The sequence below is a fragment of the Telluria sp. LT1R51-2 genome, assembly GCF_059685775.1.
The window spans coordinates 3,637,963-3,660,797 of the sequence record NZ_JCASIM010000001.1; the positions used below are offsets into that span (position 1 = coordinate 3,637,963).

The window sequence follows — 22,835 nt, forward strand, 5'->3', positions numbered from 1 at the left end:
TGCTGTGCGGCGCCACTCAGGCGGCGCCGCGGCACGCCAACAACGCAGGCATGACAGACACGTCTGCCATGCCCACGATGTCAGTGCGCATAATTACCGGTCTTTGGCGTCACGTCGCCCGCTTGGTTTGCCTGGCCCTGTGCTGGCTGGTTTGCCTGCTGTGCAGCAGCTGCAGCAGCGGCTGCCGCTTTCTCTTCTGGCTTTGGACGACCCTGTGCATCCGACAGACGGTACTTGGTGCGGCGATCGCCCATCAGGTCACGCAGGTCGCGAATGCTCATGCCCGTCACTTCGTGCATGCGGATCAGCAGCGACGCGCCAACCGGCAGACGGTGGTGGCGAATCTTGCTGATCACAGGCGGTGCCACTTCGAGCATGCGCGACAGCGCAGCATCGTTCTTCAGCTGCATCTTGCCCAAGAGAATGTCGAGCAGATGGTTCGGGTTGTAACTCTCTTGCGACGACAGAGCGTGATGTTGTTGTGCCATGATATTCCTCACGAGTTGGTTAAGATAGTTCCCTTATGAACCTTAGTTAAAGACAACATATCCTCAACTAAAGTTCCCGGAACGTGTTCAGGAATTAAACAGGGCGAATCTGAGTAGTTCCTTAAGAATTCCGGTCCTGCGGTGCGCCACGCGGTTTCCGTGTACGCACTTGTCTTTCAAACAAATTATCGCTGCGCGCGCCAGGTCGATGCCGACCCCGCGCACGTGACTCCTTGTCAGAAATCAAGCTAACAGATGGAAAGCTTGTCACGTTTGCATTTCAGCACATGGGGCCACATTGTGGCGCACGCAAGAGATTTCCCTGATAAATTTTTCCAATCAGAATGATTACGGAACTCTTTGATTTGCATAGAGAAATACTTCATGCACGCCGCACCCTGCGCTAGCGAAAATAAAGTATGTTCCCTAGCGAACATTTAACATTGTAAATAAAACGATAATTACTTTAGGTAAGGAAACTACGCATTCCTTTCGGAACACCTTGTTCTTTCCCGCCGGTGTTTTTATCGAGCCCCTACCGAATTACGGTAAACTGATCCCCCAGCCTTGTCGGCGCAGCAATTCGTCCCCAACTACCCTCTCCATGCAGAAAAAAGTCTTTATCAAAACCTTCGGTTGCCAGATGAACGAGTACGACTCGGACAAGATGGTCGATGTCCTTGGCGCCTCGGATGGGCTGGTACGCACCGACAAGCCGGAAGACGCGGACGTCATCCTGCTCAACACGTGCTCGATCCGCGAAAAAGCGCAAGAGAAAGTGTTTTCCGATCTCGGCCGCCTGCGTGAACTCAAGCGCAACAAGCCGGACCTCGTCATTGGCGTGGGCGGCTGTGTCGCGTCGCAAGAAGGCCAGGCCATCATCAAACGCGCGCCGTTCGTCGATGTCGTGTTCGGCCCGCAAACGCTGCACCGCCTGCCCAAGCTGATCAGCGACCGGCGCGCGTCCGGCGTGGCCCAGGTCGATATCGCCTTCCCCGAAATCGAAAAGTTCGACCACCTGCCGCCGGCCAAGGTCGACGGCCCGGTGGCGTATGTTTCGATCATGGAAGGTTGCAGCAAGTACTGCAGCTACTGCGTCGTGCCGTACACCCGTGGCGAAGAAGTCTCGCGCCGCTTCGAGGACGTGCTGACCGAGGTCGCGGGCCTGGCTGCGCAAGGCGTCAAGGAAATCATGCTGCTGGGCCAGAACGTGAATGCGTTCCGTGGCACCATGGAAAACGGCGAGATCGCCGACTTCGCCCTGCTGCTCGAATACATCGCCGAAATCCCCGGCGTCGAGCGCCTGCGCTTCGTCACCAGCCACCCGAAGGAATTCAGCCAGCGCCTGATCGACGCCTACGCCAAGATCCCGCAACTGGTAAACCACCTGTACCTGCCCGTGCAACATGGCTCGGACCGCATCCTGTCGGCCATGAAGCGCGGTTACACGGGCCTTGAGTACAAATCGATCATCCGCCGCATCCGCGCGGTGCGTCCCGACATCACGTTCTCGTCCGACTTCATCGTGGGCTTTCCCGGTGAAACCGAGGCCGATTTCGAGGCGATGATGAAGCTGGTGGCCGACGTCAATTTCGACAACAGCTTCAGCTTCATCTTCAGCAAGCGCCCCGGCACGCCGGCCGCGAACCTGGAAGACGATACGCCGCACGAGGTCAAGCTGGCGCGCCTGCAGCGCCTGCAGGCCCTGATCGACGCCAACACCCGCAAGCACAGCGCCGCCATGGTCGGCAGCGTGCAGCGCGTGCTGGTCGAAGGGTATGCCAAGAAAGATCCAACCCAGCTCCAGGGGCGCGCCGAAAACAACCGCGTCGTCCTGTTCCCCGTGGATGCGACCAATGTTCAGCTCATCGGCCAACTGGTCGACGTGCGCATCAGCGCCAGCCACGATTATTATTTGCGCGGCGAACTCGTCGCCAACCTTGATACGATTGCCATCGCCAGTTGAAAACACAGCCAACCCAGCCCTCGTACTTCATCCCTGAGCCGCTCGACAACACGCGGCTTGCCCACCTGTGCGGTCCACTCGATGAAAACCTGCGCCAGATCTCGGCCGCTCTCGACGTGACCGTGTTTCGCCGTGGCGAGAAATTCATCGTCAACGGTGACAACGCCGATCGCGCCGTCGAATTGCTCGAACGCTTCTATGCGGTCGCCAACAAGGTCGTGCCGATCGAAGAAGTGCAGCTGGCCCTGGTCGAGCAGCGCGCTGGCATCAAGCCGCGCAGCCTCGAGGCGCCGGGTGGCGAGCCACGCGCCATCAAGGGCGTCAAGGCGGTCAAGGCCGTGCCCGACATGGCGCAGGATGACGTCGCCCCCAACGACGTCGACAGCCCGGCCCTGAGAACCCGCCGCAGCGACCTGCGCGGGCGCACACCGCACCAGATCCAGTACCTCAACGATGTGTTGAATCACGACATCGCCTTCGGTGTGGGCCCTGCCGGTACCGGCAAGACCTATCTGGCCGTGGCCTGCGCGGTGGACGCGCTCGAGCGCGACGCCGTCAAGCGCATCATCCTGACCCGCCCTGCAGTCGAGGCGGGCGAGCGCCTGGGCTTCCTGCCGGGCGACCTGGCGCAAAAGGTCGACCCGTACCTGCGTCCGCTGTACGACGCACTGTACGATCTGCTCGGTTTCGACCGCACGCAAAAACTGTTCGAAAAGCAGATCATCGAGATCGCCCCGCTGGCCTACATGCGCGGACGCACGCTGAACCACGCGTTCGTCATCCTCGATGAGGCGCAGAACACGACCGTCGAGCAGATGAAGATGTTTCTGACCCGCATCGGCTTTGGCAGCAAGGCCGTCATCACGGGCGACGTGACCCAGGTTGACCTGCACAAGAACCAGCGCAGCGGTCTGGTCGACGCCATGCACGTGCTCAGGGATGTGCGCGGCATCGCGTTTTCCCAGTTCTCGAGCGTGGACGTGGTGCGTCACCCGCTGGTCGGGCGCATCATCGATGCCTACGAATCCGATAATTCGGTGCAGGAACTGGCCGACCTCCCCAAACCGATCCCGGTGAAAAATGCAAGAAAAAAAACATCCGCTTGAACTCGAGGTGCAGTTCGCCGACCCGCGTCTGGAAAGCCTGCTGCCCGAGGCCACGCTGCGTACCTGGGTCGAGTCTGCCCTGCTCGGCCCGGCCGAACTGACGATCCGGTTTGTCGATGCGGCCGAAGGCCAGGCACTGAACCTGGCGTATCGCGGCAAGGACTATGCGACCAACGTCCTCACCTTTGCCTACAACGAAGATGAAGACCTGGCCGAGGACGATCCGGTCAAGGCCGACATCGTCCTGTGCACCGACGTGCTGCAGCGCGAAGCCGACGAGCAAAAGAAAACCGTCGAGGAACACACGGCGCACCTGGTCGTGCACGGCGTGCTGCATGCGCAGGGCTGGGACCATGACAATGACGACGATGCCGAAGAAATGGAACAGTTCGAGCGCGACATCATGGAAGTGCTGGGGTTCCCGGATCCGTATGCGGACTGAGTGAAGACAGCTTGAACGTCAGCCTGGCCTGAACGGCGGCGCGCCTGCCGCTCAGGCCGCACGCCTGCATCAAAAACAGGCAATGTGCCTTTTGGTGTATCCTACGCCCATCGCAACAACGGCTTCTCGCCAACTATGCCCGAGTATCCCAGTGACGTCCGTCCGGACGCCAAACCCCATCGGTCCCTGCTGGAAAGGTTGACCGCATTCATCTCCCCCGAGCCTGAAAACCGCGCAGAACTGCTTGAAGTGCTGCACGACGCCCACGAACGCAACCTTCTCGATGCCGACGCCCTGTCGATGATCGAAGGCGTGTTTCAGGTGTCCGACCTGTCTGCGCGCGACATCATGGTGCCCCGTTCCCAGATGGACGTGATCGATATCACGAAGCCCATCGAAGAGTGGATGCCCTACGTGCTCGAGACCGCCCACTCCCGCTTCCCCGCCATTGAAGGCGAACGCGACAAAGTCGTGGGCATCCTGCTGGCCAAGGATTTGCTGCGCTATTACGCCGAAGAATCGTTCGATGTGCGCACCAAACTGCGCCCGGCCGTGTTCATTCCCGAATCGAAACGCCTGAACGTGTTGCTGCGCGACTTCCGCGCCAACCACAATCACATGGCGATCGTGGTCGACGAGTATTCCGGCGTGGCTGGCCTGATCACGATTGAAGACGTGCTCGAGCAGATCGTCGGCGACATCGAGGACGAATACGATTTCGACGAAGAAGAAGACAACGTGATCTCGATCCGCGAAGGCCAGCTCGGCCCGCGCTGGCGCGTCAAGGCGCTCACCGAGATCGAACAGTTCAACGACGAAGTCGGCACCAACCTGCCGGACGACGACGTCGACACCGTCGGCGGCCTGGTTGCCAGCCACCTTGGCCACATGCCCCACAAGGGCGAAGTGGTCGATCTGCACGGTGTACGCTTCGAAGTGCTGCGCGCCGACGCGCGTCAGATCCACGTCCTGCTGGTCGAAAAACTGCCATTGGCGGACGACGAACACGACTGATGCTGCGTCGCCGTACCTCCCCAGCCGCAGCGCCGGTCCCGGCGCTGCGCGCCAACAAGCCCTCGGCCCTGCTGCTGCTGGGCGCTGCACTCGCCGGCGCCTCGTCCCTGCTGTCATTCCAGCCGGTGGGCTGGTGGCCGCTGCAATTTCTTTCCCTCGCCTGGCTGTTCTATCAGGTCGGCATGAGCCCGTCCGTCAAGCGCGCGACGCTGATCGGCTGGGCCTTCGGCTTCGGCTGGACGCTCGCCGGCGTACACTGGCTGTACGTCTTCATGACCGATTTCGCCCACTTGCCGGCCGTGCTGGCGGTGGTGGGCTTGACCCTGCTGTGCCTGTACATGGGCTTGTGGGGCGCCTTCACGGCGGGCGTGGCGACCTGGCTGCGCCGCCGCTGGTCGCTGCCGGTGGCGGCGTTCCTGCTGCTGGTGCTGCCCGTGACCTGGGGCGTGTCGGAATGGCTGCGCGGCTGGGTGTTTACCGGTTTTCCGTGGGCCTCGTCCGGCTACGCGCATGATCTGGCGCCGCTGGCAGGTTACGCGCCGCTGATCGGCGTGTATGGCATCGGCATCGTCGTGGGCGTCATTGCCGGGTGCCTCGCGATGTTGACCCAGCGCGCGCGCTGGCCGGCCATGGGTTTGATGGCTGCCCTGCTGCTGGGCGGCGCGGGCCTGCGCACGGTCGAATGGACGCAGGATGTCGGCCAGCCGATCAGCGTGCGCCTGTTGCAAGGCAATATCGCGCAAGACCGCAAGTTCGACGCCGAATTCCTGAACAGTATCCTGACGCGCTATCAGGGCCTGATCACGGCCGCACCGGCCGACCTGATCGCCACGCCCGAAACGGCGATCCCGACCTTCCCGCAACATCTGCCCGACGGTTACCTGGCCGGTCTGCAGCGCTACGCCACCACCAGCGGCAGCACGCTGGCCATCGGGATGCCGCTGCTGGACGGTCCGGGCAAGTATGGCAACAGCCTGGTCACGCTGACGCCGCAGCCCCAGTCCACCGTGTACCGCTACGACAAGGCGCATCTGGTGCCGTTCGGCGAATTCATCCCGCCGGGCTTCCGCTGGGTGACCGACATGCTCGACATTCCGCTCAACGACGCCACCCGTGGCGCCGCGCTGCAGGCGCCGTTCGCCGTCAAGGACCAGCTGGTGCTGCCGAATATCTGCTACGAAGACGTGTTCGGCGAAGAAATCGCCTACCAGCTGCGCAACGCGCCGCAACCGGCGACGCTGCTGCTGAACGTGTCGAACCTGTCGTGGTACGGCCAGTCAGTCGCCATCCCGCAGCACCTGCAGATTTCGCGCATGCGCACGCTGGAGACGGGCCGCCCGATGCTGCGCGCGACCAACGACGGCGCCACCGCCATCATCGACCGCCGCGGCAATCTCACGCACGCACTGCCCTTCTACACCGACGGCGTACTCGCCGCCACCGTGCGCGGCGCGGCCGGCATGACGCCGTTCATTCGCCTGGGAAGCGCGTCGTTCCTGCTGCTGGGGGCATGCATGCTGCTTGGCGCCTGGTTTGCCGGGCGGCGTTATCTGCTTACAAAAGCGTAAGGTGGACGGCATCGCTGCCCACCCCGCCCAAATCCCTTCCCAGAGGGTACGAAAAATTCAGTAGAATTGGCCATTTGGCAAACATACCGCGTTCACGGTCCACGGGCCGCGTTCCACTCGACATGCTCACATTCCAGCAAATCATCCTCACCCTGCAGTCCTACTGGGACAAACAGGGTTGCGCACTGCTCCAGCCCTACGACATGGAAGTCGGCGCCGGCACCTTCCACACCGGTACCTTCCTGCGCGCGATCGGTCCGGAGCCATGGCGCGCCGCCTATGTGCAGCCATCGCGCCGCCCGAAGGATGGGCGCTACGGCGAGAACCCGAACCGCCTCCAGCACTATTACCAGTTCCAGGTTGCGCTCAAACCCGCGCCCGAGAATATCCTCGACCTGTATCTCGGTTCGCTCGAGGCACTGGGCCTGGACCTGAAAAAGAACGACGTGCGCTTTGTCGAGGATGACTGGGAAAGCCCGACGTTGGGCGCCTGGGGCCTGGGCTGGGAAGTCTGGCTCAACGGCATGGAAGTCACGCAGTTCACCTACTTCCAGCAAGTGGGCGGGCTCGATTGCAAGCCGGTGCTGGGCGAGATCACGTACGGCATCGAGCGCCTGGCCATGTACCTGCAGGGCGTCGAGAACGTGTACGACCTGGTCTGGACCGAGTGGCAGGAAGACGGCAAGACCAAGTCCCTGAGCTACGGCGACGTGTTCCACCAGAACGAGGTCGAGCAGTCGACCTACAACTTCGAACACTCCAATACCGAGATGCTGTTCCAGGCATTTGCGAACCACGAATCGGAAGCCAAGCGTCTGGTCGAACTGGCGCTCACGCTGCCGGCCTACGAGCAGATCATGAAGGCCTCGCACAGCTTCAACCTGCTGGACGCGCGCGGCGCCATTTCCGTGACCGAGCGCGCCGCCTACATCGGCCGCGTGCGCACGCTGTCGCGCCTGGTGGCGCAAGCCTATTACGACTCGCGCGAAAAGCTGGGCTTCCCGATGGCGCCCAAAGCTGACGTCACCGCTGCTTGATAAGAACAGAACAGACCATGAACCAAACACTCCTCGTCGAACTGCAGACCGAAGAACTGCCGCCGAAGGCGCTCGTCAAGCTGGGCGCCGCCTTTGCCGCCGGCATCGCGAATGGCCTCAAGGCGCGCGACTTCCTGGAAGCCGACAGCGTCGTCACCACGTACGCCACGCCGCGCCGCCTGGCCGTCTCGATCACGAACGTGCGCGACACGTCCCCTGATAAAGCGATCCGTGAAAAAGTGCTGCCGGTGACGGTGGCGCTGGACAAGGAAGGCAATCCGAGTGCGCCATTGGCCAAGAAGCTGGCCGCGCTGGGCTTTCCCGACCTGACGATCGACCAGCTCGAACGCGCCCCGGACGGCAAGACCGAAAGCTTCTTCTACACCTACACCGCCGCTGGCAGTGCGCTCACCGGCGCGCTGCAGGACGTACTGCAGGATGCGGTGGTTAAGCTGCCGATCCCGAAGCTCATGAGCTACCAGCGTCCGAACGGCGACACCGTGCAGTTCGTACGACCGGTGCACCGACTGCTCGCGCTGCACGGCGAGCAGGTGCTGCCACTGATGCTGCTCGGCCTGACAGCTGGGCGCGAGACCGCCGGCCACCGCTTCCTGTCGCACGGCGGCGCGATCACGATTGCGCACGCCGATCAGTACGCGAACACGCTGGAAACCGAGGGCAAGGTCATCACGTCGCCACAAGCGCGCAAGGACAGCATCCGCGCCCAGCTGCTGGAACAGGCCGGCGCCGACCAGGTCCTGATGCCCGAGTCGCTGCTCGATGAAGTCGCGGCGCTGGTCGAATGGCCGGTCGTCTACGAATGCCGCTTCGAAGAAGAATTTCTGGCCGTGCCGCAGGAATGCCTGATCCTGACGATGCAGACGAACCAGAAATACTTCGCGCTGACGGACGCCGACGGCAAGCTGCGTTCGCGCTTTCTGATCGTGTCGAACATCGCGACCGACGACCCGTCCGCGATCGTCGGCGGCAACGAGCGCGTCGTGCGCCCGCGCCTGTCAGACGCCAAGTTCTTCTTCGAGCAGGATAAAAAGAAGACGCTCGAGTCGCGCCTGCCAGCGCTCAGCAACGTCGTGTACCACAACAAACTGGGCTCGCAGGCCGAACGCAGCGAGCGCGTGACCAAGCTGGCCATGTACATTGCCACGCGCCTGGGCTTTGACGCGTCGCTCGCCGAACGCGGTGCGCGCCTGTCGAAGGCCGACCTCTTGACCGACATGGTCGGCGAATTCCCGGAACTGCAAGGCATCATGGGCACGTACTACGCGCGCCACGATGGCGAGCACGATGAAGTGGCGCGCGCGGCGTCCGAGCATTACCAGCCGCGCTTTGCCGGCGATGCCCTGCCGACCACCGATACCGGCCTTGCCGTCGCACTGGCCGACAAGCTCGAAACGCTGGTGGGAATCTGGGCCATCGGCCTGCAGCCAACGGGCGAAAAAGACCCGTTCGCGCTGCGCCGCCACGCACTGGGCATCGTGCGCATGCTGGTCGAAAAGCGCCTGCCGCTCGAACTGTCCGACATGCTGCGCGATGCGGTCACGACGTTTGCCGACCAGCCAGCGTTCAAGGACCCGAGCGCGGAGGTCACGGCCTTCATGCTCGACCGCCTGCGCGGCCTGCTGCGCGACCGGGGCTTCTCGCCAAACGAAGTCGAAGCCGTGCTGGCCCAGAACCCGGACCGCGTCGACGACGTCGTCCAGCGCCTGGAAGCCGTGCAGGCGTTTGCCGCGCTGCCCGAAGCCGCCTCGCTCGCCGCCGCCAACAAGCGCATCACCAACATCCTCAAGAAGAACGAGGAAGCACTGGCGCAAGCCGGCGCGGTTGATCCGGCCCTGCTGCAGGACCAGGCCGAGAAAGACCTGGCCGCTGCCGTCACGCGCGTGCAGCCGGCCGTCGACGCGGCGTTTGCCGCAGGCGACTTCGCCGGCACGCTCAAGACGCTGGCAGAGCTGCGCGAGCCGGTCGACGCGTTCTTCAACGATGTGATGGTGATGGCCGACGACATTGCGCTGCGTAACAACCGCCTGGCGTTGCTGGCGTCGTTGCACGGCATGATGAACCGCGTGGCCGACATCTCGAAGCTGGCAACGTAAGCACCGCATGCAGGCACCCCCGATGAAACTCATCATTCTCGACCGGGACGGCGTGATCAACCACGACTCGCCCGACTTCATCAAGTCGCCGGCCGAGTGGATCCCGATCCCCGGCTCGCTCGAGGCGATAGCCCGCCTGAACCAGGCGGGCTATCGGGTGGTGCTGGCCACGAACCAGTCGGGCATTGCGCGCGGCCTGTTCGACATCGCCACGCTCAACGCCATCCACGCCAAGATGCACGCGGCGGCGCAGCTGGTGGGCGCCGACATCGACGCCATCTTCTTTTGCCCGCACGCGGCGCTGGATGCCTGCGACTGCCGCAAGCCCAAGTCGGGCATGTTCGAAGAAATCGGCAAGCGCTTCAAGATCAACCTGAAAGGCGTGCCGACCGTGGGCGACTCGCTGCGCGACCTGCAGGCGGGCTTCAACCGTGGCTGCACGCCCTATCTGGTCCTGACCGGCAAGGGCGAGCGCACGCAGATGACGGGCGGCCTGCCGCCCGGCACGAAGGTCTTCCCGGACCTGGCTGCGATGGTCAGCGCCCTGCTCAAGCCCACCAGCGCCACTGGTGCTGGCGCTGCCCAGGCGTCATAATCAATACAACACCACGATAAGAATAACCAGATCGTTTTGTCCGGAGCCCCTTTGCGTAATTTCAGTCTGTTTCTGCGTTCCCTGCTGTTCACGATCGTCATGATGGTGGCGACGATCATCTGGGCTTCACTGTGCTTCCTGGCAGCCCCGCTGCCCTACAACCAGCGCTTCTGGTTCACCTCGCGCTGGAACGTCTTCATCATCTGGTGCGCGCGCGTCATCTGCGGCATCCGCTACGAATTCAAGGGCTACGACAACCTGCCCGACGCACCGGCCATCGTGCTCTCGAAGCACCAGTCGGCATGGGAAACCATCTTTTTGCTGCCGAACCTGACCCGTCCCCTGGTCTACGTCTTCAAGAAGGAAATCCTGTACATCCCGTTCTTCGGCTGGGCCATGGGTTTGCTGCGCATGATCCCGATCGACCGCAAGCAGGGCAAGAACGCGTTTTCGCACGTGGTGCGTCACGGTAAACGCCGCCTGGCCGATGGCCAGTGGATTATCATGTTCCCTGAAGGTACCCGCATTCCGGTGGGCCGCAAGGGCAAGTACAAGAGCGGCGGCGCGCGCCTGGCGGTCGAGACCCAGGCCGTGGTGGTGCCGATCGCGCATAATTCAGGCGAGTGCTGGCCCAAGAATTCGTTCATCAAACGGCCCGGAACGATCACGGTATCGGTCGGCCAACCGATATCGCCGCAAGGCCATACCCCTGACAGCTTGATGCAAGAGGTAGAAAATTGGATAGAATCGGAAATGCGCGTCATTTCGCCCCACGCCTACAAAGGTGGTTGAGCGACATTAGCACCCAGATCAGGAATTCACGTCCGCAGCAAACGGCGGCGTCGTCGAAGATCGACGGCGACCAGCTCGAACTGTTTGCACAAGAATTCTTTGCGGCGCTCAAGCCTTCCGACAGGCCGGCGCCGCCGTCCCAGCCATTGTTCAAGGCGCCGCCAGCGCCGCCCCGTACAAAGCTCCCTTCGCCGCCCGTCGGCCCGCAAGATCCTCCCCTCAAACGCATCGCGCTCGGCCAGCACTACGTCGACTACGCGCTGCGCCGCTCGTCGCGCCGCTCGATCGGCTTCATGATCGACGACGACGGCCTGCGCGTGACCGCACCGCGCCGCGTAACGCAGGACGACATCGAGAACGCGCTGCGCGCCAAGAGCCGCTGGATCATCACCAAGCTGCTCGAACGCGGCGAGCGGCGCGAACTGCGCCAGCAACGCGCGCCGGTCGTGTGGGTCGATGGCGCGCTGCTGCCGTTCATGGGTGGGGAGATCACGCTGCGCCTTGAGCCGGCCACGCGCAGCCATTGCCGCTTTGATGAAGCGACGCGTGAGCTGGCGATCGGCGTGGTGCCCGGACTGGCCGAATGGCAGCTCAAGGAACGGGTCAAGCTGTGGTTTCAGGCCGAGGCAAAACGGGTATTCACCGAACGCCTGGACCACTACGCGCCGCGCCTGAACGTGCGCTATACAACCTGCACGCTGTCGTCGGCTGGTTCACGCTGGGGTTCGTGCACGGTGGGCGGGAGCATTCGCCTGAACTGGCGCCTGATCCACTATCCGCTCGCGTTGATCGACTACGTGGTCGCGCACGAACTGGCGCACCTGCGCGAGATGAACCACAGCCCGGCGTTCTGGGCGACGGTGGCCGAGGTGTATCCGGATTACGATGGTGCGCGCCTGGCGCTGCGCAAGCAGTCGCACCAGATGCCGGTATTGTTTGACGAGTAGGCAGGCGAGCAGGCAGGCCGCCGGCCTGCCGGATGCATGACGGTCAGTGCAGACTCAGTGCAAACTCAATGCATGGCGCGCGGCCGCCAGATCGCGCATGGTGGCGGTCTGCTGCTGCGACAGGCAGCGAAACGGGATCGGCAGCGTGCCCCGCTTGAGCACCATCATGAAGCCGCGCGAGTAGGTACGCACGGCGGCCACGTCGGCCCATTCGATCAGCGTGACGCCGCCACTGGTGCGCACGATGCCGTGCGCGTCGATGGTGAATTCATAGGTGCGGCGCCCGCGCCCGAGCAGCACGAAGTTCAATCCCGCGCTCAGGGTGCTGCGCAGGCGCAGCAGGAAGCCGGCAGGCCAGCGCACGCGCCGGCGGCGGATCAGGAAGCCCCCGTGCTGCCACATGAAGCTGACGTATTCGGCCAGCGTATAGCGCACGAAAAAATGCAGTGCATCGAGCGGCAGCACGCTTGCCGTTGGCTGCTTTGCCGGTGCATGGTCGGTCAGGCCCGAACCCAGAAGTGTTCCGACAACGTCGACTCCCCCATCCTGGACCCGAAGAGACACTGGCTCTCCATCACTGCCCGGTGTCGCGCGATTCATTGACAACATGGCGCATCCCCTTATAGTTTTGTAGCGTGCAGATGGGAATGGTAACAAAACCTACCCAAATAGCCGTTGCACGAGTTCAACAGTGCGCAGGGTCGCGCCGCGGTGGCGGCCGGCGAAGGCCAGCGCCCTGGCACCCATCGCCGCGCGCGCTGCATCGTCCTGCAGCAGCCGCGCGGCTTGGGCCACGAGTGCGTCGGCGTCCGGCACGCGCAACGCGGCGCCGCCGTCGACCGCGTCGATCGTCGCCTCCAGAAAGTTGAACGTGTGTTCGCCCACCAGCACCGGCTTGCCCAGTGCGCAGGCTTCGATCAGATTCTGCCCGCCCAGCGGCAGCAGGCTGCCGCCGATATAGGCGCAGTCGCAGGCGGCGTAATAGGCGAACATCTCGCCCATCGAGTCGCCCAACAGCACGTCGGCATCCATCGCGGCGGCGTTGTCATCATCAAGCTGCGAGCGGCGCGCAAGCATCAAGCCGCTTGCCTCGACCAGCTTCGCCACATCGTCGAAGCGCTGCGGATGACGTGGCACCAGCAACAGCAACGCGTGCTGCGGCTTGTCGCGGTTCTGCCGCCATGCTTCCAGGATCAGGGCCTCTTCGCCTTCGCGCGTACTCGCGCACAGGAACACCGGTCGGCGCCCCGCGCCGTCGATGCGTGTGCGCAGCCAGGCGCCCTTCTCCAGCGCGCTCGGTGGCGGCACGATGTCGAACTTGACGCTGCCGGTGACGACGACGTTCGGCGCGCCCAGCGACGCAATGCGCGCCGCATCGGCGTCGGTCTGCGCCGCCACCAGCGTGAACGAGCGCGCCGCCTCCAGCATCACGGCGCCGGCCTTGCGGCCGCGCTTGAGCGAGCGTTCGGACAGGCGCGCATTGGCCAGCACGATCGGCACGCCCTGGCGCGTGCAGGCATGGATCAGGTTTGGCCAGACCTCGGTCTCCATCAGGATGACGGCGCGCGGACGATGGCGGCGCAGGAAGCGCGCCGTCATCCAGCCTGTGTCGTATGGCAGGTAGGCCTGCACGACGCGCTCGCCGTGGCGCACAAACAGGTCGCGCCCGGTAGCGCGGCCGGTCGGGGTCATGTGGGTCAGCAGGATGCGGCACCCGGGATACGCCAGCAGCAGCGCATCGATCAGCGGCTCGCTGGCGCGCGTCTCGCCCACCGACACCGCATGCACGATGATCGTGGGCCGGTCGTCAGCCGCAGGGCCGCCAAGGGAAAGGCGTTCATCCCAATGTGCGCGGTAGCCCGGCTCCTTGCGGCCACGCCACCACAGCCGGCCCAGCACGGCCGGCATGGCCAGCCACCAGAGGCTTGAGTACAGCGTGCGGTTCATGTCATGCCGGCGCCAGCAGGCGCCGTGCAGCCGCGATGACGTCCGCGCTTGACGGCGGCGCGCCCAGGTCGCCCAGGTTGACGATGCGATCGGACCAGTTGCCTTCGGTCTTCCACTTCGGCGAATCGCAGTAGATTTCGATCGTTGGCCGCACGAAAGCGGCGGCGATATGGGTCAGGCCCGTGTCGACGCCCACCGCAAGGCGCGCATGCTGGGCCAGCAATACCGCGTCCATCATCGACAATTTTGGCAGCACACGGGCATTGGGGATCGCTGCCGCCAGCGCCTGGGCATCTTCGTGTTCGGCGGACGAGCCCCATGGCAGCAGCACCGGCATCGGTGCGAGCGCCGCGCCCAGTGAGATCCAGTTGGCGTCCGCCCACTTCTTGGCCGCGCGCGCCGTGCCATGGAAAAAGACCGCATAGTCGTCGGGCGGCAAAAACGCCGGCCGCGTGGCAGGCGTCGGCGCCGGCAACCCGAACTCCGGGGCCGAGTCGACGCTGTAGTCCAGCGCAGCCCCCGCGACCATACGCCCGCGCGCCACCGCATGCGTGCGCGGGTTCAACGGGATGCTGTCGGTATGGAAGATGCGCGAGATGCCTTCGTAGCCCGAGCCTTCGCTGCCGTTGGCCAGGCCGACTTTTTTACCACCCTTGCGCACGCGCGCCGCGCCCATGATGATGCCGGTCTTGAGCAGACCCTGGGTGTCGAACACGTAGTCGTATTCGTCTTCGCGCAGCGTGCGGAAGAACGCGCGGATTTCAGCCCGCGTTTCTTTCTTGCCCAGGCTCTTGCGCCAGCGGCGCAGCGACCACGGGATGATCTTGCGCACATGGGGATTCAGGCGCACAAGGCTCACGTAGCCCTCTTCGACCACCCAGTCGATCGTGGCGCCCGGATGCTCTCGCAGCAGGTCGGCCACCATCGGCAGGTTATGCAGCACGTCGCCCAGCGACGACACGCGCACGAGCAGGATCTTCAAGCGCGTATCCTCAGAACGGCAGGTCGGCGTCCGGCTTGGCGGCCAGGATCACGGTCTTGAACTCGGCCTGGATGCGCGCCAGTGCTTCCGGCGATTCGCCTTCAAAGCGCAGCACGACAACCGGCGTCGTGTTCGACGAACGGGCCAGGCCGAAGCCATCCGCGTACTCGACGCGCAGGCCGTCGATGTCGTTGATTTTTTCGGACGTCGGGAACGTGGCGTTGGCGCGCAGGTGGTCGATCAGCGTGAAGTTCTCGCCTTCCTGCAGCTGCAGGTGCAGTTCCGGGGTGCTGCTGGCCATTGGCAGGCTGTTCAGCAACGCCGACGGATCCTGCTGCTTGGTCAGGATCTCAAGCATGCGCGCGCCGGCATACATGCCGTCGTCGAAACCGTACCAGCGTTCCTTGAAGAAGATATGGCCGCTCATCTCGCCACCCAGCGGTGCGCCGGTTTCCTTCAGCTTGGCCTTGACCAGCGAGTGGCCGGTCTTCCACATCAGCGGCTTGCCGCCGTGCTGCTCGATGTACGGCGCCAGGTGGCGCGTGCACTTGACGTCATACAGGATCTCGCCACCAGGCACGCGCGACAGCACATCGGCCGCGAACAGCATCATCTGGCGGTCCGGGAAGATGATCTGGCCATCCTTGGTGACGATGCCGAGGCGGTCGCCGTCGCCATCGAAGGCCAGGCCGATTTCGGCGTCGGTCTCTTGCAGGGCGCGGATCAGGTCTTGCAGGTTTTCCGGGTGCGCCGGGTCAGGATGGTGGTTCGGGAAGGTGCCGTCGACTTCGCAGAACAGTTCGACCACTTCGGCGCCCATGCCGCGATACAGGTCGCCCGCGAACGCACCGGCCACGCCGTTGCCGCAGTCGACCGCGATCTTGATCGGACGCGCCAGCTTGACGTCGCCGATGATGCGCTCGAGGTAGGCGGCGCGGATGTCGTGCGTGCTGTAGCCGCCGCGCTGCGCTGCGATCGCGCCGTCATATGCTGCGATGCTGTCGTGCAGGCCGGTGATGGCGTCGCCGTAAATGGCTTCGCCGGCCAGGACCATCTTGAAGCCGTTGTAGTCGGGCGGGTTGTGGCTGCCGGTGACCATGATGCCCGAGCGGGTATCAAGCACGTTGGTGCCGAAATAGACCATTGGCGTGGCGACCATGCCCAGGTCGATCACGTCGACGCCGGCGTCGCGCAAGCCTTCGCTCAAGGCGCCGGCCAGTTCAGGGCCCGACAGGCGGCCATCGCGGCCGATCACGACCTTGCTCTCTCCTTTGGCCAGCGCGGCGGCGCCGAATGCACGACCGATGTGACGCGCGATGCCGGCGTCCAGGGTCTTGTCGATGATGCCGCGAATATCGTAGGCCTTGAAAATCGTTTTGGAAAGAGCGACCATTTTGTTTCCTGGAGTATTGGAGGATTGATAAGTAACCACTATTGTAACGGCAAGCGTGGCGGACGGGTGAATGGTGCGCGCGTGCGCAGGCATGGCTGAAAGCCGCGTGAAACGAACAATAAGGGAATACAGGAAATAGCGGGGGCGGGAAAGGCACGCCAGATTCGATGGCAGCACGCCATCGGCGCCGGCGCTGGAGAAGCGCGCGGCGCATGCTCCGCGTGGCGGAGCGAGACGGACTGCTTAGACGCGCAGGTCGTCGATCGACTTGCCGCCGTCGACCCATTCCTTGACCCACTTTGGCTGACGGCCACGGCCGGTCCATTGTTGGCTGGAATCCTGCGGGTGACGGTAACGTACAGCGACCGTTGCGCCTTTCGAACCGCGGCCGCTGGCAGCCATCAGTTCTTTCAGCGGCATGCCGACGCTTTGCGCGATTGCCAGGATTTGTTCGCGTGCTTTCTGCACTTCCTGGGTTTCACGCGTTTTCATTTCCTGCTTGATTTGTTCTTGCAGGTTGCGCAAATCGCCTACCGACATATTCGACAGATCCATCATCGTTCCTCGTTCGTTAAAAATTGAATGCAGATTCAGCAATTGCTGACTATTGGTGAATACTCACCAAATGTCGCAATATACTACATCAATAATACAAGGTCAGTCCTTCTTGCTTAAAAAAAGCCAGCGCGGCGACTTGAATCGGACGATGCGTCCATACAACCACAGGTAACTGATTATGAACAACAGGCAGAATACCATCAATGCGCCGGTGCTTTCCCAGAACACGGTTGCCGGTATCACTGCCAGCAATGAAATCAGCCATAAATAAGGCGAGGTGCGTGCATTGCGTTTCATCAGTGCGCGTGCTTCGCGCGGCCCCACGGTCCATTGCACGATGCGCCGGAAAATCAAACTGTGCAGGTGAATACCATCGGGCAGCGTTGGCGATTTACCACGGACAAACATGCGGCGGTATGCAGAGAATAAAGTTTCAAATGCAGGGTAAATCAACAACAGCGCCGCATACCAGGTCGAGACCGCAGGATTGCGCATTACCAGCAGCAAGGCCAGTTCGCCCAGCATGAAACCGAGGAAATACGCGCCGCCATCGCCAAGGAAAATCAGCCCGACCGGGTAATTCCAGATCAGGAAGCCGGTGGTGGCACCAGCGACAATCAATGCCGCCACCAGCACGAACATATCGCCCACCTGCAAGGCCACGTACGACAGCGAGATCAGCATGAAAATACTGATCACGCCGGCCAGGCCGTTGAAACCGTCGATGATGTTGATGGCATTCGCAACACCGGCCACGGCGAGCAGCGTCAGAGGCAGGGCAATCCAGATGGATTCAAGCGGCACTACCATCCACGGCAAATCGAGTCGACCCACACGCGCATCGAGAAGCCAATAACCAAAGGCTGCCGCGAGCATCGTCAGGAACAGGCGACGGCTTGGCGAGACCTTTCCCGTATAGTCTTCAGCAAGGCCACCGACCAACGCAATCGTGGCGCAGGCAATCAGGGTTGCCAGCCACGCTGCCATTTGCGGCTGGCGCAAGATCGATAAACCGGACGCCACCACCACCGCCAAAAAGATGGGAATACCACCGACGCGCGCGACCGCATGCGTATGGTTTTTCTGGATGCCGGTAAAATTACCATCGAGTCCCAGGCCATGTTTTCGCGCGGTCTTGATGACGAGCAGCGTGAGCAAGGCGCAGGAAAGGAAACTGACAAAAAACGAGAACATTATTGTTTTCTTTCGGTGCTATTCTTGGGCAGTGCTTCGCGACGGAAGCGAATTGGAGCAGCCACAGCACTCAATTCATCAAGGGAAGCCGGCCTCATTGTACCGGCTGGGCGCACTTGCCGGCACGCGTATTTATCTTTTCGCCAGCGTGCTCGGCGACGCAAAACACCTGTGGCGCGCAAAATCATTTAGTATCCGCCAAAGCAACTCGCGCCACCTCTTCTCACAACGCCAGGCAGCAGGACCGCGATGTCCTGCCAGAACAAGAATATGACGACCTACGCCATTGGCGACCTCCAAGGCTGTGCGCACGAAGCGCAGCTGCTGCTCGACCGCATTGCCCTCGTGGCGGGCGACGACGCGCGCATCCTGTTCGTGGGCGACCTGATCAACCGCGGGCCCGAATCGCTGATGGCCTTGCGGCGCATGAAGGCGCTCAATACATCGAGCGGCGGGCGGGTCGATGCCCTGCTCGGCAACCACGACCTGCACCTGATCGCGGTGGCCGGCGGCGTTCAGCGCCTCAGCCGCTCCGACACGCTCGACGAGATCCTGGCCGCCCCCGACCGCGATGAACTCATCGCCTGGCTGCGCGCGCGGCCGCTGGCGATGCTCGTCGACAATCACCTGCTGGTGCACGCCGGCGTGGCCCCGCAATGGGATGCTGCGCAGACGATGGCGCTGGCCGGCGAAGTCGAACGCATGCTGCAGGGCGACGGCTGGCTCGACTTTCTGAGCCAGATGTACGGTAACCAGCCCGAGCGCTGGGACGACAGTCTGACGGGCATCGAACGCCTGCGCTGCATCGTCAATGCGCTCACACGCATGCGCCTGTGTGCGCCCGACGGTGCGATGGACTTCAAGCACAAGGAATCCGACACCGGCCCCGTCGGCAGCGACCTGCAGCCATGGTTCGACCTGCCGGCGCGCCGGACCCAGGACGTGACGGTGGTGTTCGGCCACTGGTCGGCGCTGGGCGTGGTGCAGCGGCCCAACCTGATCGGGCTGGACAGCGGGTGCGTCTGGGGCGGCAAGCTGACCGCCGTCTGCCTTGATGACCGCACGTTGCTGCAGGTGGACTGTCCCGAGTACCGGGAGCACGGCGGCAAGCCGCGCTGAGCTAGTGCGAGGCTGCGGTGGCCACTGCCGCAGCCACCGCCTGCTGCGACGCCTGCGCCAGTTCGCGCCGGTGGGCGCCGTAGCTTTCGAGGGGCGCCAGGCAGGTCAGGCGCGCCGTGACCGGTGGCCCCTGCAAAATCCTGAACAGACTGTCGACAAAGGTCGTCTCGCCGACGTATTCGATCGACGGATGGTGCGCGCCATCGGCGCCGACATACGCCAGCGCATACGGCTGCACCGGCACGCCGGCATCGACCGCTGCCTCGAACAGGTTGGCGTGGAACGGCAGCACCTGACCTTGCAGCCCGGTCGTCCCTTCCGGGAACAGCGCGACACGCTCGCCGTGCAGGAGTACATCGACCAGACCCTTGAACACGTGGCGCAGCTCGCGCCGGTTGCCACGCGCGATGAACACGGTGCCGGCGCCAGCGGCCAGGCGCCCCATCACGGGCCAGTCGCGAATTTCGGCCTTGGCCACGAACCGGCACGGGCTCAAAGCATTGATGACGAAGATGTCGAGCCACGACACGTGATTGGCCACCACGAGCGCATGCGCGAGTGCGGGCACGCCCAGCGCCGGCGCGACGTTCACACGGCACAGGCGCAGCAGGCGCGCGGACCAGCCACGTGTCAGGCCGGCACGCACACGGGGGGACGCAAAGGGAAACACCAGCGCGCACGTGGCCAGTCCTTCGCACAGATGGACGGTGACGCGCGCGAGGCGCCAGGCAAGCCGGATATTCAAGGTAATGGGCGCCATGAAGGCGCGCGCTTCGGGTGAAGCGCGCGCTGTGGTTGGATCAACGCTGGTAGGCCACGCGGCCGCGCACGACGGTCGCGCGCACCTGCCCGGCCAGCTCGTAGCCGAGGAATGGCGTGTGCTTGCCCTGACTGGCCAGCGCCTTGCCATCGACAAGCCAGCGCGCGGCCGGGTCGAACAGCACGACATCGGCCGCCGCGCCCACGCCCAGCGTACCGGCCGACAGGCCGGCAATGCGGGCCGCTTCGCAGGTGATCTTGCCGATCGCCAGCGCCAGCGCGCCTTGTGCATCGTGCGGCTGGTCCTGCGCCCACTTGAGCGTGAGCGCCAGCAGCAGCTCGAGGCCCGTGGCGCCGGGCGACGCTTCGCCGAACGGCAGCAGCTTTTCGTCGTCGTCCACTGGCGTATGGTCGGAGCAGATCGCATCGACCGTGCCATCGACGAGCGCAGCGCGGATCGCGTCGCGGTCGCGTTGCGAGCGCAGCGGCGGCGTCAGGCGCGCGTTGGAATCGAAGAAGCCGATGTCGGCATCGGTCAGGTGCAGGTGATGCACGCCCACGTCGGCAGTCAGGTTCAGGCCTTCTTTCTTGGCGGCGCGAATCAGGTCCAGACCGGCAGCAGACGAAATGCGGCACAGGTGCACGCGCGCGCCCGTGGAGCGCATCAGCTCGAAGATCGTGTGCAGCGCGATGGTTTCGGACATCACCGGCACGCCGGACAGGCCGAGGCGCGAGGCCAGCGGACCGGCATGGGCCACGCCACCGCGGCCGATGTGGGCATCCTGCGGGCGCAGCCAGACGGTGTACTCGAACGTCTTGGCGTACTGCATCGCGCGCAGCAGCACGTTGGTGTCGAGGATCGGTTCTTCGGCCTGCGCGAAGCCGATGCAGCCCGCTTCGGTCAGTTCGGCCATCTCGGTCAGCGCCTGGCCTTTCAGGCCCACGGTCAGTGCGCCCAGCGGGTGCACATTGGCCTGGTCAACGATGCGCGCGCGGTGCTTGAGCATTTCGACCAGGCCCGGTTCGTCGAGCACCGGATCGGTGTCGGGCGGGCAGACCAGCGAGGTCACGCCGCCCTGCAGCGCCGCCTGCAGCTCGGATTCGAGCGTGGCCTTGTATTCGTAGCCCGGCTCGCGCAGGCGCGCCGACAGGTCGACCAGGCCCGGTGCCACCACGAGGCCGCTCGCGTCGATGCTCTGGTCGGCCGCAAAGTCCGCCGGTGCGGCGCCAATGGCCGCGATCTTGCCGTCGACGATGAACAGGTCCTGCACGGCGTCGACGCCGTTCGCCGGGTCGATCACGCGCCCGTTCTTGATATGGAGTTTCATGCGTGGGTTCCTGCCAAAATGCTCATTACGGCCATGCGTACCGCGATCCCGAACGTCACCTGCGGCAGGATCACTGCCTGGCTGCCATCGGCCACCGCCGAGTCGATCTCGACGCCGCGGTTCATCGGCCCCGGGTGCATCACGATCGCGTCGGGTTTGGCCAGCGCCAGGCGCTCGGGCGTCAGGCCGTAGCTCTTGAAGTATTCCTGCGCCGACGGCAGCAGCGCGCCGCTCATGCGCTCGTTCTGCAGGCGCAGCATGATGATCACGTCGACGTCCTTCAGGCCTTCGTCGATGTTGGTGAAGGTGCGTACGCCCATCTGCTCCAGGCCGCCCGGCAACAGCGTGTGCGGGCCGATGGCGCGCACTTCGGGCACGCCCAGCGTGGTCAGCGCGTGGATGTCCGAACGGGCCACGCGGCTGTGCAGGATGTCGCCGACGATCGCCACGCGCAGGTTCGTGAAGTCTTTCTTATAGTGCCGGATCGTGTACATGTCGAGCAGGCCCTGGGTCGGGTGCGCGTGGCGCCCGTCGCCGGCATTGACGACGTGGACATCCGAACGGGTCCGGTTCAGGTGCTGCGCGATCATGTACGGCGCGCCCGACTGCGCGTGGCGCACCACGAACATGTCGGCATGCATCGCGGCCAGATTGTCGATCGTGTCGAGCAGCGACTCGCCCTTGGTGGTCGACGAGGCCTGGATGTTCAGGTTGATGACGTCGGCCGACAGGCGCTTGGACGCGATCTCGAACGTGGTGCGGGTGCGCGTCGAATTTTCGAAGAACAGGTTGAACACGCTCTTGCCGCGCATGAGCGGGACCTTCTTGACTTCGCGGTCGGAGATCCCCACGAAGCTCGATGCGGTGTCGAGGATGTGGTCGATGTGCGACTTCTTGAGGCCCTCGATGGTGAGCAGGTGCTGCAGCTCGCCGTTTTTGTTCAGTTGCGGATTATTGTGCAGGATCGGCATTGTCTTGTTCGATGGTGAGCGAAAGTTGGCCTGTCTCATCGCGCTGCAGGCACAGCGACTCGTTGGCCTCGAGCGTGGCGTGGACGCCGACGAAATCGGCGGCCACCGGCAGCTCGCGCCCGCCCCGGTCGGCCAGCGTGGCCAGGCGGATGCAGGCCGGACGGCCGTAGTCGAACAGCACGTTGATGGCCGCGCGCGTGGTGCGGCCGGTCTGCAGCACGTCGTCGACCAGCACCACGGTGGCGCCGTCGACCGCGAAGCGGATATGGGTCGGTTTCACGTCCGGGTGCAGGCCCTTGCGCGCATAGTCGTCGCGGTAGAACGAGACGTCGATGGCGCCCAGGCGGTGCGTCAGGTCGAGGTCGCGCGCGAGGCGCTCGGCCAGCCAGGCGCCGCCGGAATGGATGCCGACGATGGCCGGATCGGCAACGCCGTCCAGGCCGGCGCGGACCTGGGCCAGCAGCTCGCGGTAGAGCGCCTCGGCATCGAATGCATGTTTGTTGGTAGGCATAGGG

The 22,835-nt window shown here is 63.9% G+C and carries 22 protein-coding genes; 11 read left to right on the forward strand and 11 right to left on the reverse strand.

Annotated elements, in window-relative coordinates; all coding sequences use genetic code 11:
- Nucleotides 1-80: 80 nt before the first annotated feature.
- A complete protein-coding gene (locus AC56LH_RS15990) occupies nucleotides 81-488 on the reverse strand; it encodes a hypothetical protein (RefSeq protein ID WP_499647627.1) in 408 nt (135 codons plus the stop codon).
- A gap of 604 nt (nucleotides 489-1,092) precedes the next feature.
- On the opposite strand from AC56LH_RS15990, the gene miaB reads away from it, so the two are divergent.
- From miaB to AC56LH_RS16040, 10 genes are all read left to right on the forward strand, one after another.
- On the forward strand, nucleotides 1,093-2,454 hold the full coding sequence (miaB, locus tag AC56LH_RS15995) for a tRNA (N6-isopentenyl adenosine(37)-C2)-methylthiotransferase MiaB (RefSeq protein ID WP_499647629.1): 1,362 nt from the start codon (nucleotides 1,093-1,095) through the stop codon (nucleotides 2,452-2,454).
- Nucleotides 2,451-3,560 (forward strand): PhoH family protein, encoded by a 1,110-nt coding sequence (locus AC56LH_RS16000; protein ID WP_499647631.1) that lies wholly within the window; start codon nucleotides 2,451-2,453, stop codon nucleotides 3,558-3,560. Before miaB ends, AC56LH_RS16000 begins: the two co-directional genes overlap by 4 nt.
- Nucleotides 3,535-4,002, forward strand: a complete 468-nt coding sequence (gene ybeY, locus AC56LH_RS16005) for an rRNA maturation RNase YbeY (protein ID WP_183556339.1) — start codon at nucleotides 3,535-3,537, stop codon at nucleotides 4,000-4,002. Before AC56LH_RS16000 ends, ybeY begins: the two co-directional genes overlap by 26 nt.
- A 135-nt stretch (nucleotides 4,003-4,137) precedes the next feature.
- Nucleotides 4,138-5,016, forward strand: coding sequence for a CorC family transporter (locus AC56LH_RS16010; protein ID WP_183556338.1), 879 nt, complete (start codon nucleotides 4,138-4,140; stop codon nucleotides 5,014-5,016).
- The gene (lnt, locus tag AC56LH_RS16015) at nucleotides 5,016-6,584 is read left to right on the forward strand and encodes an apolipoprotein N-acyltransferase (RefSeq protein WP_499647633.1); all 1,569 of its coding nucleotides are present in this window, start codon (nucleotides 5,016-5,018) and stop codon (nucleotides 6,582-6,584) included. Before AC56LH_RS16010 ends, lnt begins: the two co-directional genes overlap by 1 nt.
- A gap of 122 nt (nucleotides 6,585-6,706) precedes the next feature.
- Nucleotides 6,707-7,621, forward strand: a complete 915-nt coding sequence (gene glyQ, locus AC56LH_RS16020) for a glycine--tRNA ligase subunit alpha (protein WP_332532295.1) — start codon at nucleotides 6,707-6,709, stop codon at nucleotides 7,619-7,621.
- A gap of 17 nt (nucleotides 7,622-7,638) precedes the next feature.
- Nucleotides 7,639-9,735 carry a glycine--tRNA ligase subunit beta gene (gene glyS, locus AC56LH_RS16025; protein WP_499647635.1) on the forward strand — a complete coding sequence of 699 codons (2,097 nt, stop codon included), beginning with the start codon at nucleotides 7,639-7,641 and terminating at the stop codon, nucleotides 9,733-9,735.
- A gap of 22 nt (nucleotides 9,736-9,757) precedes the next feature.
- Nucleotides 9,758-10,330 carry a D-glycero-beta-D-manno-heptose 1,7-bisphosphate 7-phosphatase gene (gmhB, locus tag AC56LH_RS16030; RefSeq protein WP_499647637.1) on the forward strand — a complete coding sequence of 191 codons (573 nt, stop codon included), beginning with the start codon at nucleotides 9,758-9,760 and terminating at the stop codon, nucleotides 10,328-10,330.
- Between the two features lie 51 nt (nucleotides 10,331-10,381).
- Nucleotides 10,382-11,122 (forward strand): lysophospholipid acyltransferase family protein, encoded by a 741-nt coding sequence (locus AC56LH_RS16035; protein ID WP_499647639.1) that lies wholly within the window; start codon nucleotides 10,382-10,384, stop codon nucleotides 11,120-11,122.
- Nucleotides 11,119-12,069: a M48 family metallopeptidase gene (locus AC56LH_RS16040; protein WP_499647641.1), complete on the forward strand. Its 951-nt coding sequence runs from the start codon at nucleotides 11,119-11,121 to the stop codon at nucleotides 12,067-12,069. The genes AC56LH_RS16035 and AC56LH_RS16040 overlap by 4 nt, the downstream gene beginning before the upstream one ends.
- A 54-nt stretch (nucleotides 12,070-12,123) precedes the next feature.
- On the opposite strand, the gene AC56LH_RS16045 is transcribed toward AC56LH_RS16040, so the two are convergent.
- The 6 genes from AC56LH_RS16045 to AC56LH_RS16070 form a co-directional block, all read right to left on the reverse strand.
- Nucleotides 12,124-12,633, reverse strand: a complete 510-nt coding sequence (locus AC56LH_RS16045; RefSeq protein WP_499647643.1) for a YcxB family protein — start codon at nucleotides 12,631-12,633, stop codon at nucleotides 12,124-12,126.
- A gap of 96 nt (nucleotides 12,634-12,729) precedes the next feature.
- Nucleotides 12,730-14,016 carry a lipid IV(A) 3-deoxy-D-manno-octulosonic acid transferase gene (gene waaA / locus AC56LH_RS16050; protein WP_499647644.1) on the reverse strand — a complete coding sequence of 429 codons (1,287 nt, stop codon included), beginning with the start codon at nucleotides 14,014-14,016 and terminating at the stop codon, nucleotides 12,730-12,732.
- 1 nt (nucleotide 14,017) lies between these two features.
- Nucleotides 14,018-14,998 (reverse strand): lipopolysaccharide heptosyltransferase I, encoded by a 981-nt coding sequence (gene waaC, locus AC56LH_RS16055; protein WP_499647646.1) that lies wholly within the window; start codon nucleotides 14,996-14,998, stop codon nucleotides 14,018-14,020.
- Nucleotides 14,999-15,008: 10 nt separating this feature from the next.
- On the reverse strand, nucleotides 15,009-16,391 hold the full coding sequence (locus tag AC56LH_RS16060; protein ID WP_258835634.1) for a phosphomannomutase/phosphoglucomutase: 1,383 nt from the start codon (nucleotides 16,389-16,391) through the stop codon (nucleotides 15,009-15,011).
- A 243-nt stretch (nucleotides 16,392-16,634) separates the two neighbouring features.
- Nucleotides 16,635-16,946, reverse strand: a complete 312-nt coding sequence (locus tag AC56LH_RS16065; protein ID WP_499648493.1) for an H-NS histone family protein — start codon at nucleotides 16,944-16,946, stop codon at nucleotides 16,635-16,637.
- Between the two features lie 102 nt (nucleotides 16,947-17,048).
- Nucleotides 17,049-18,143, reverse strand: a complete 1,095-nt coding sequence (locus AC56LH_RS16070) for a glycosyltransferase family 4 protein (protein WP_499647648.1) — start codon at nucleotides 18,141-18,143, stop codon at nucleotides 17,049-17,051.
- Between the two features lie 270 nt (nucleotides 18,144-18,413).
- Here AC56LH_RS16070 and AC56LH_RS16075 point away from each other — a divergent pair, with 270 nt between their 5' ends.
- Nucleotides 18,414-19,262 carry a symmetrical bis(5'-nucleosyl)-tetraphosphatase gene (locus AC56LH_RS16075; protein ID WP_499647650.1) on the forward strand — a complete coding sequence of 283 codons (849 nt, stop codon included), beginning with the start codon at nucleotides 18,414-18,416 and terminating at the stop codon, nucleotides 19,260-19,262.
- A gap of 1 nt (nucleotide 19,263) precedes the next feature.
- Here the strand turns inward: AC56LH_RS16075 and AC56LH_RS16080 are convergent, their stop codons facing one another.
- The 4 genes from AC56LH_RS16080 to pyrR are packed head-to-tail and all read right to left on the reverse strand — an operon-like array spanning nucleotide 19,264 to nucleotide 22,831.
- Nucleotides 19,264-20,022: a lysophospholipid acyltransferase family protein gene (locus AC56LH_RS16080; protein ID WP_499647652.1), complete on the reverse strand. Its 759-nt coding sequence runs from the start codon at nucleotides 20,020-20,022 to the stop codon at nucleotides 19,264-19,266.
- Between the two features lie 40 nt (nucleotides 20,023-20,062).
- Nucleotides 20,063-21,349, reverse strand: coding sequence for a dihydroorotase (locus AC56LH_RS16085; protein ID WP_499647653.1), 1,287 nt, complete (start codon nucleotides 21,347-21,349; stop codon nucleotides 20,063-20,065).
- Nucleotides 21,346-22,320, reverse strand: a complete 975-nt coding sequence (locus AC56LH_RS16090; RefSeq protein WP_499647655.1) for an aspartate carbamoyltransferase catalytic subunit — start codon at nucleotides 22,318-22,320, stop codon at nucleotides 21,346-21,348. Before AC56LH_RS16090 ends, AC56LH_RS16085 begins: the two co-directional genes overlap by 4 nt.
- The gene (gene pyrR / locus AC56LH_RS16095) at nucleotides 22,301-22,831 is read right to left on the reverse strand and encodes a bifunctional pyr operon transcriptional regulator/uracil phosphoribosyltransferase PyrR (RefSeq protein ID WP_343026067.1); all 531 of its coding nucleotides are present in this window, start codon (nucleotides 22,829-22,831) and stop codon (nucleotides 22,301-22,303) included. Before pyrR ends, AC56LH_RS16090 begins: the two co-directional genes overlap by 20 nt.
- Nucleotides 22,832-22,835 lie beyond the last annotated feature (4 nt).

Bases quoted from the DNA above. Each gene is read 5' to 3' on its own strand.
- AC56LH_RS15990 (WP_499647627.1), bottom strand. From the start codon at position 488: ATGGCACAACAACATCACGCTCTGTCGTCGCAAGAGAGTTACAACCCG.
- miaB (WP_499647629.1), top strand. From the start codon at position 1,093: ATGCAGAAAAAAGTCTTTATCAAAACCTTCGGTTGCCAGATGAACGAG.
- ybeY (WP_183556339.1), top strand. From the start codon at position 3,535: ATGCAAGAAAAAAAACATCCGCTTGAACTCGAGGTGCAGTTCGCCGAC.
- AC56LH_RS16010 (WP_183556338.1), top strand. From the start codon at position 4,138: ATGCCCGAGTATCCCAGTGACGTCCGTCCGGACGCCAAACCCCATCGG.
- lnt (WP_499647633.1), top strand. From the start codon at position 5,016: ATGCTGCGTCGCCGTACCTCCCCAGCCGCAGCGCCGGTCCCGGCGCTG.
- glyQ (WP_332532295.1), top strand. From the start codon at position 6,707: ATGCTCACATTCCAGCAAATCATCCTCACCCTGCAGTCCTACTGGGAC.
- glyS (WP_499647635.1), top strand. From the start codon at position 7,639: ATGAACCAAACACTCCTCGTCGAACTGCAGACCGAAGAACTGCCGCCG.
- gmhB (WP_499647637.1), top strand. From the start codon at position 9,758: ATGAAACTCATCATTCTCGACCGGGACGGCGTGATCAACCACGACTCG.
- waaA (WP_499647644.1), bottom strand. From the start codon at position 14,016: ATGAACCGCACGCTGTACTCAAGCCTCTGGTGGCTGGCCATGCCGGCC.
- AC56LH_RS16060 (WP_258835634.1), bottom strand. From the start codon at position 16,391: ATGGTCGCTCTTTCCAAAACGATTTTCAAGGCCTACGATATTCGCGGC.
- AC56LH_RS16065 (WP_499648493.1), bottom strand. From the start codon at position 16,946: ATGGATCTGTCGAATATGTCGGTAGGCGATTTGCGCAACCTGCAAGAA.
- AC56LH_RS16070 (WP_499647648.1), bottom strand. From the start codon at position 18,143: ATGTTCTCGTTTTTTGTCAGTTTCCTTTCCTGCGCCTTGCTCACGCTG.
- AC56LH_RS16075 (WP_499647650.1), top strand. From the start codon at position 18,414: ATGACGACCTACGCCATTGGCGACCTCCAAGGCTGTGCGCACGAAGCG.
- AC56LH_RS16080 (WP_499647652.1), bottom strand. From the start codon at position 20,022: ATGGCGCCCATTACCTTGAATATCCGGCTTGCCTGGCGCCTCGCGCGC.
- AC56LH_RS16085 (WP_499647653.1), bottom strand. From the start codon at position 21,349: ATGAAACTCCATATCAAGAACGGGCGCGTGATCGACCCGGCGAACGGC.
- AC56LH_RS16090 (WP_499647655.1), bottom strand. From the start codon at position 22,320: ATGCCGATCCTGCACAATAATCCGCAACTGAACAAAAACGGCGAGCTG.
- pyrR (WP_343026067.1), bottom strand. From the start codon at position 22,831: ATGCCTACCAACAAACATGCATTCGATGCCGAGGCGCTCTACCGCGAG.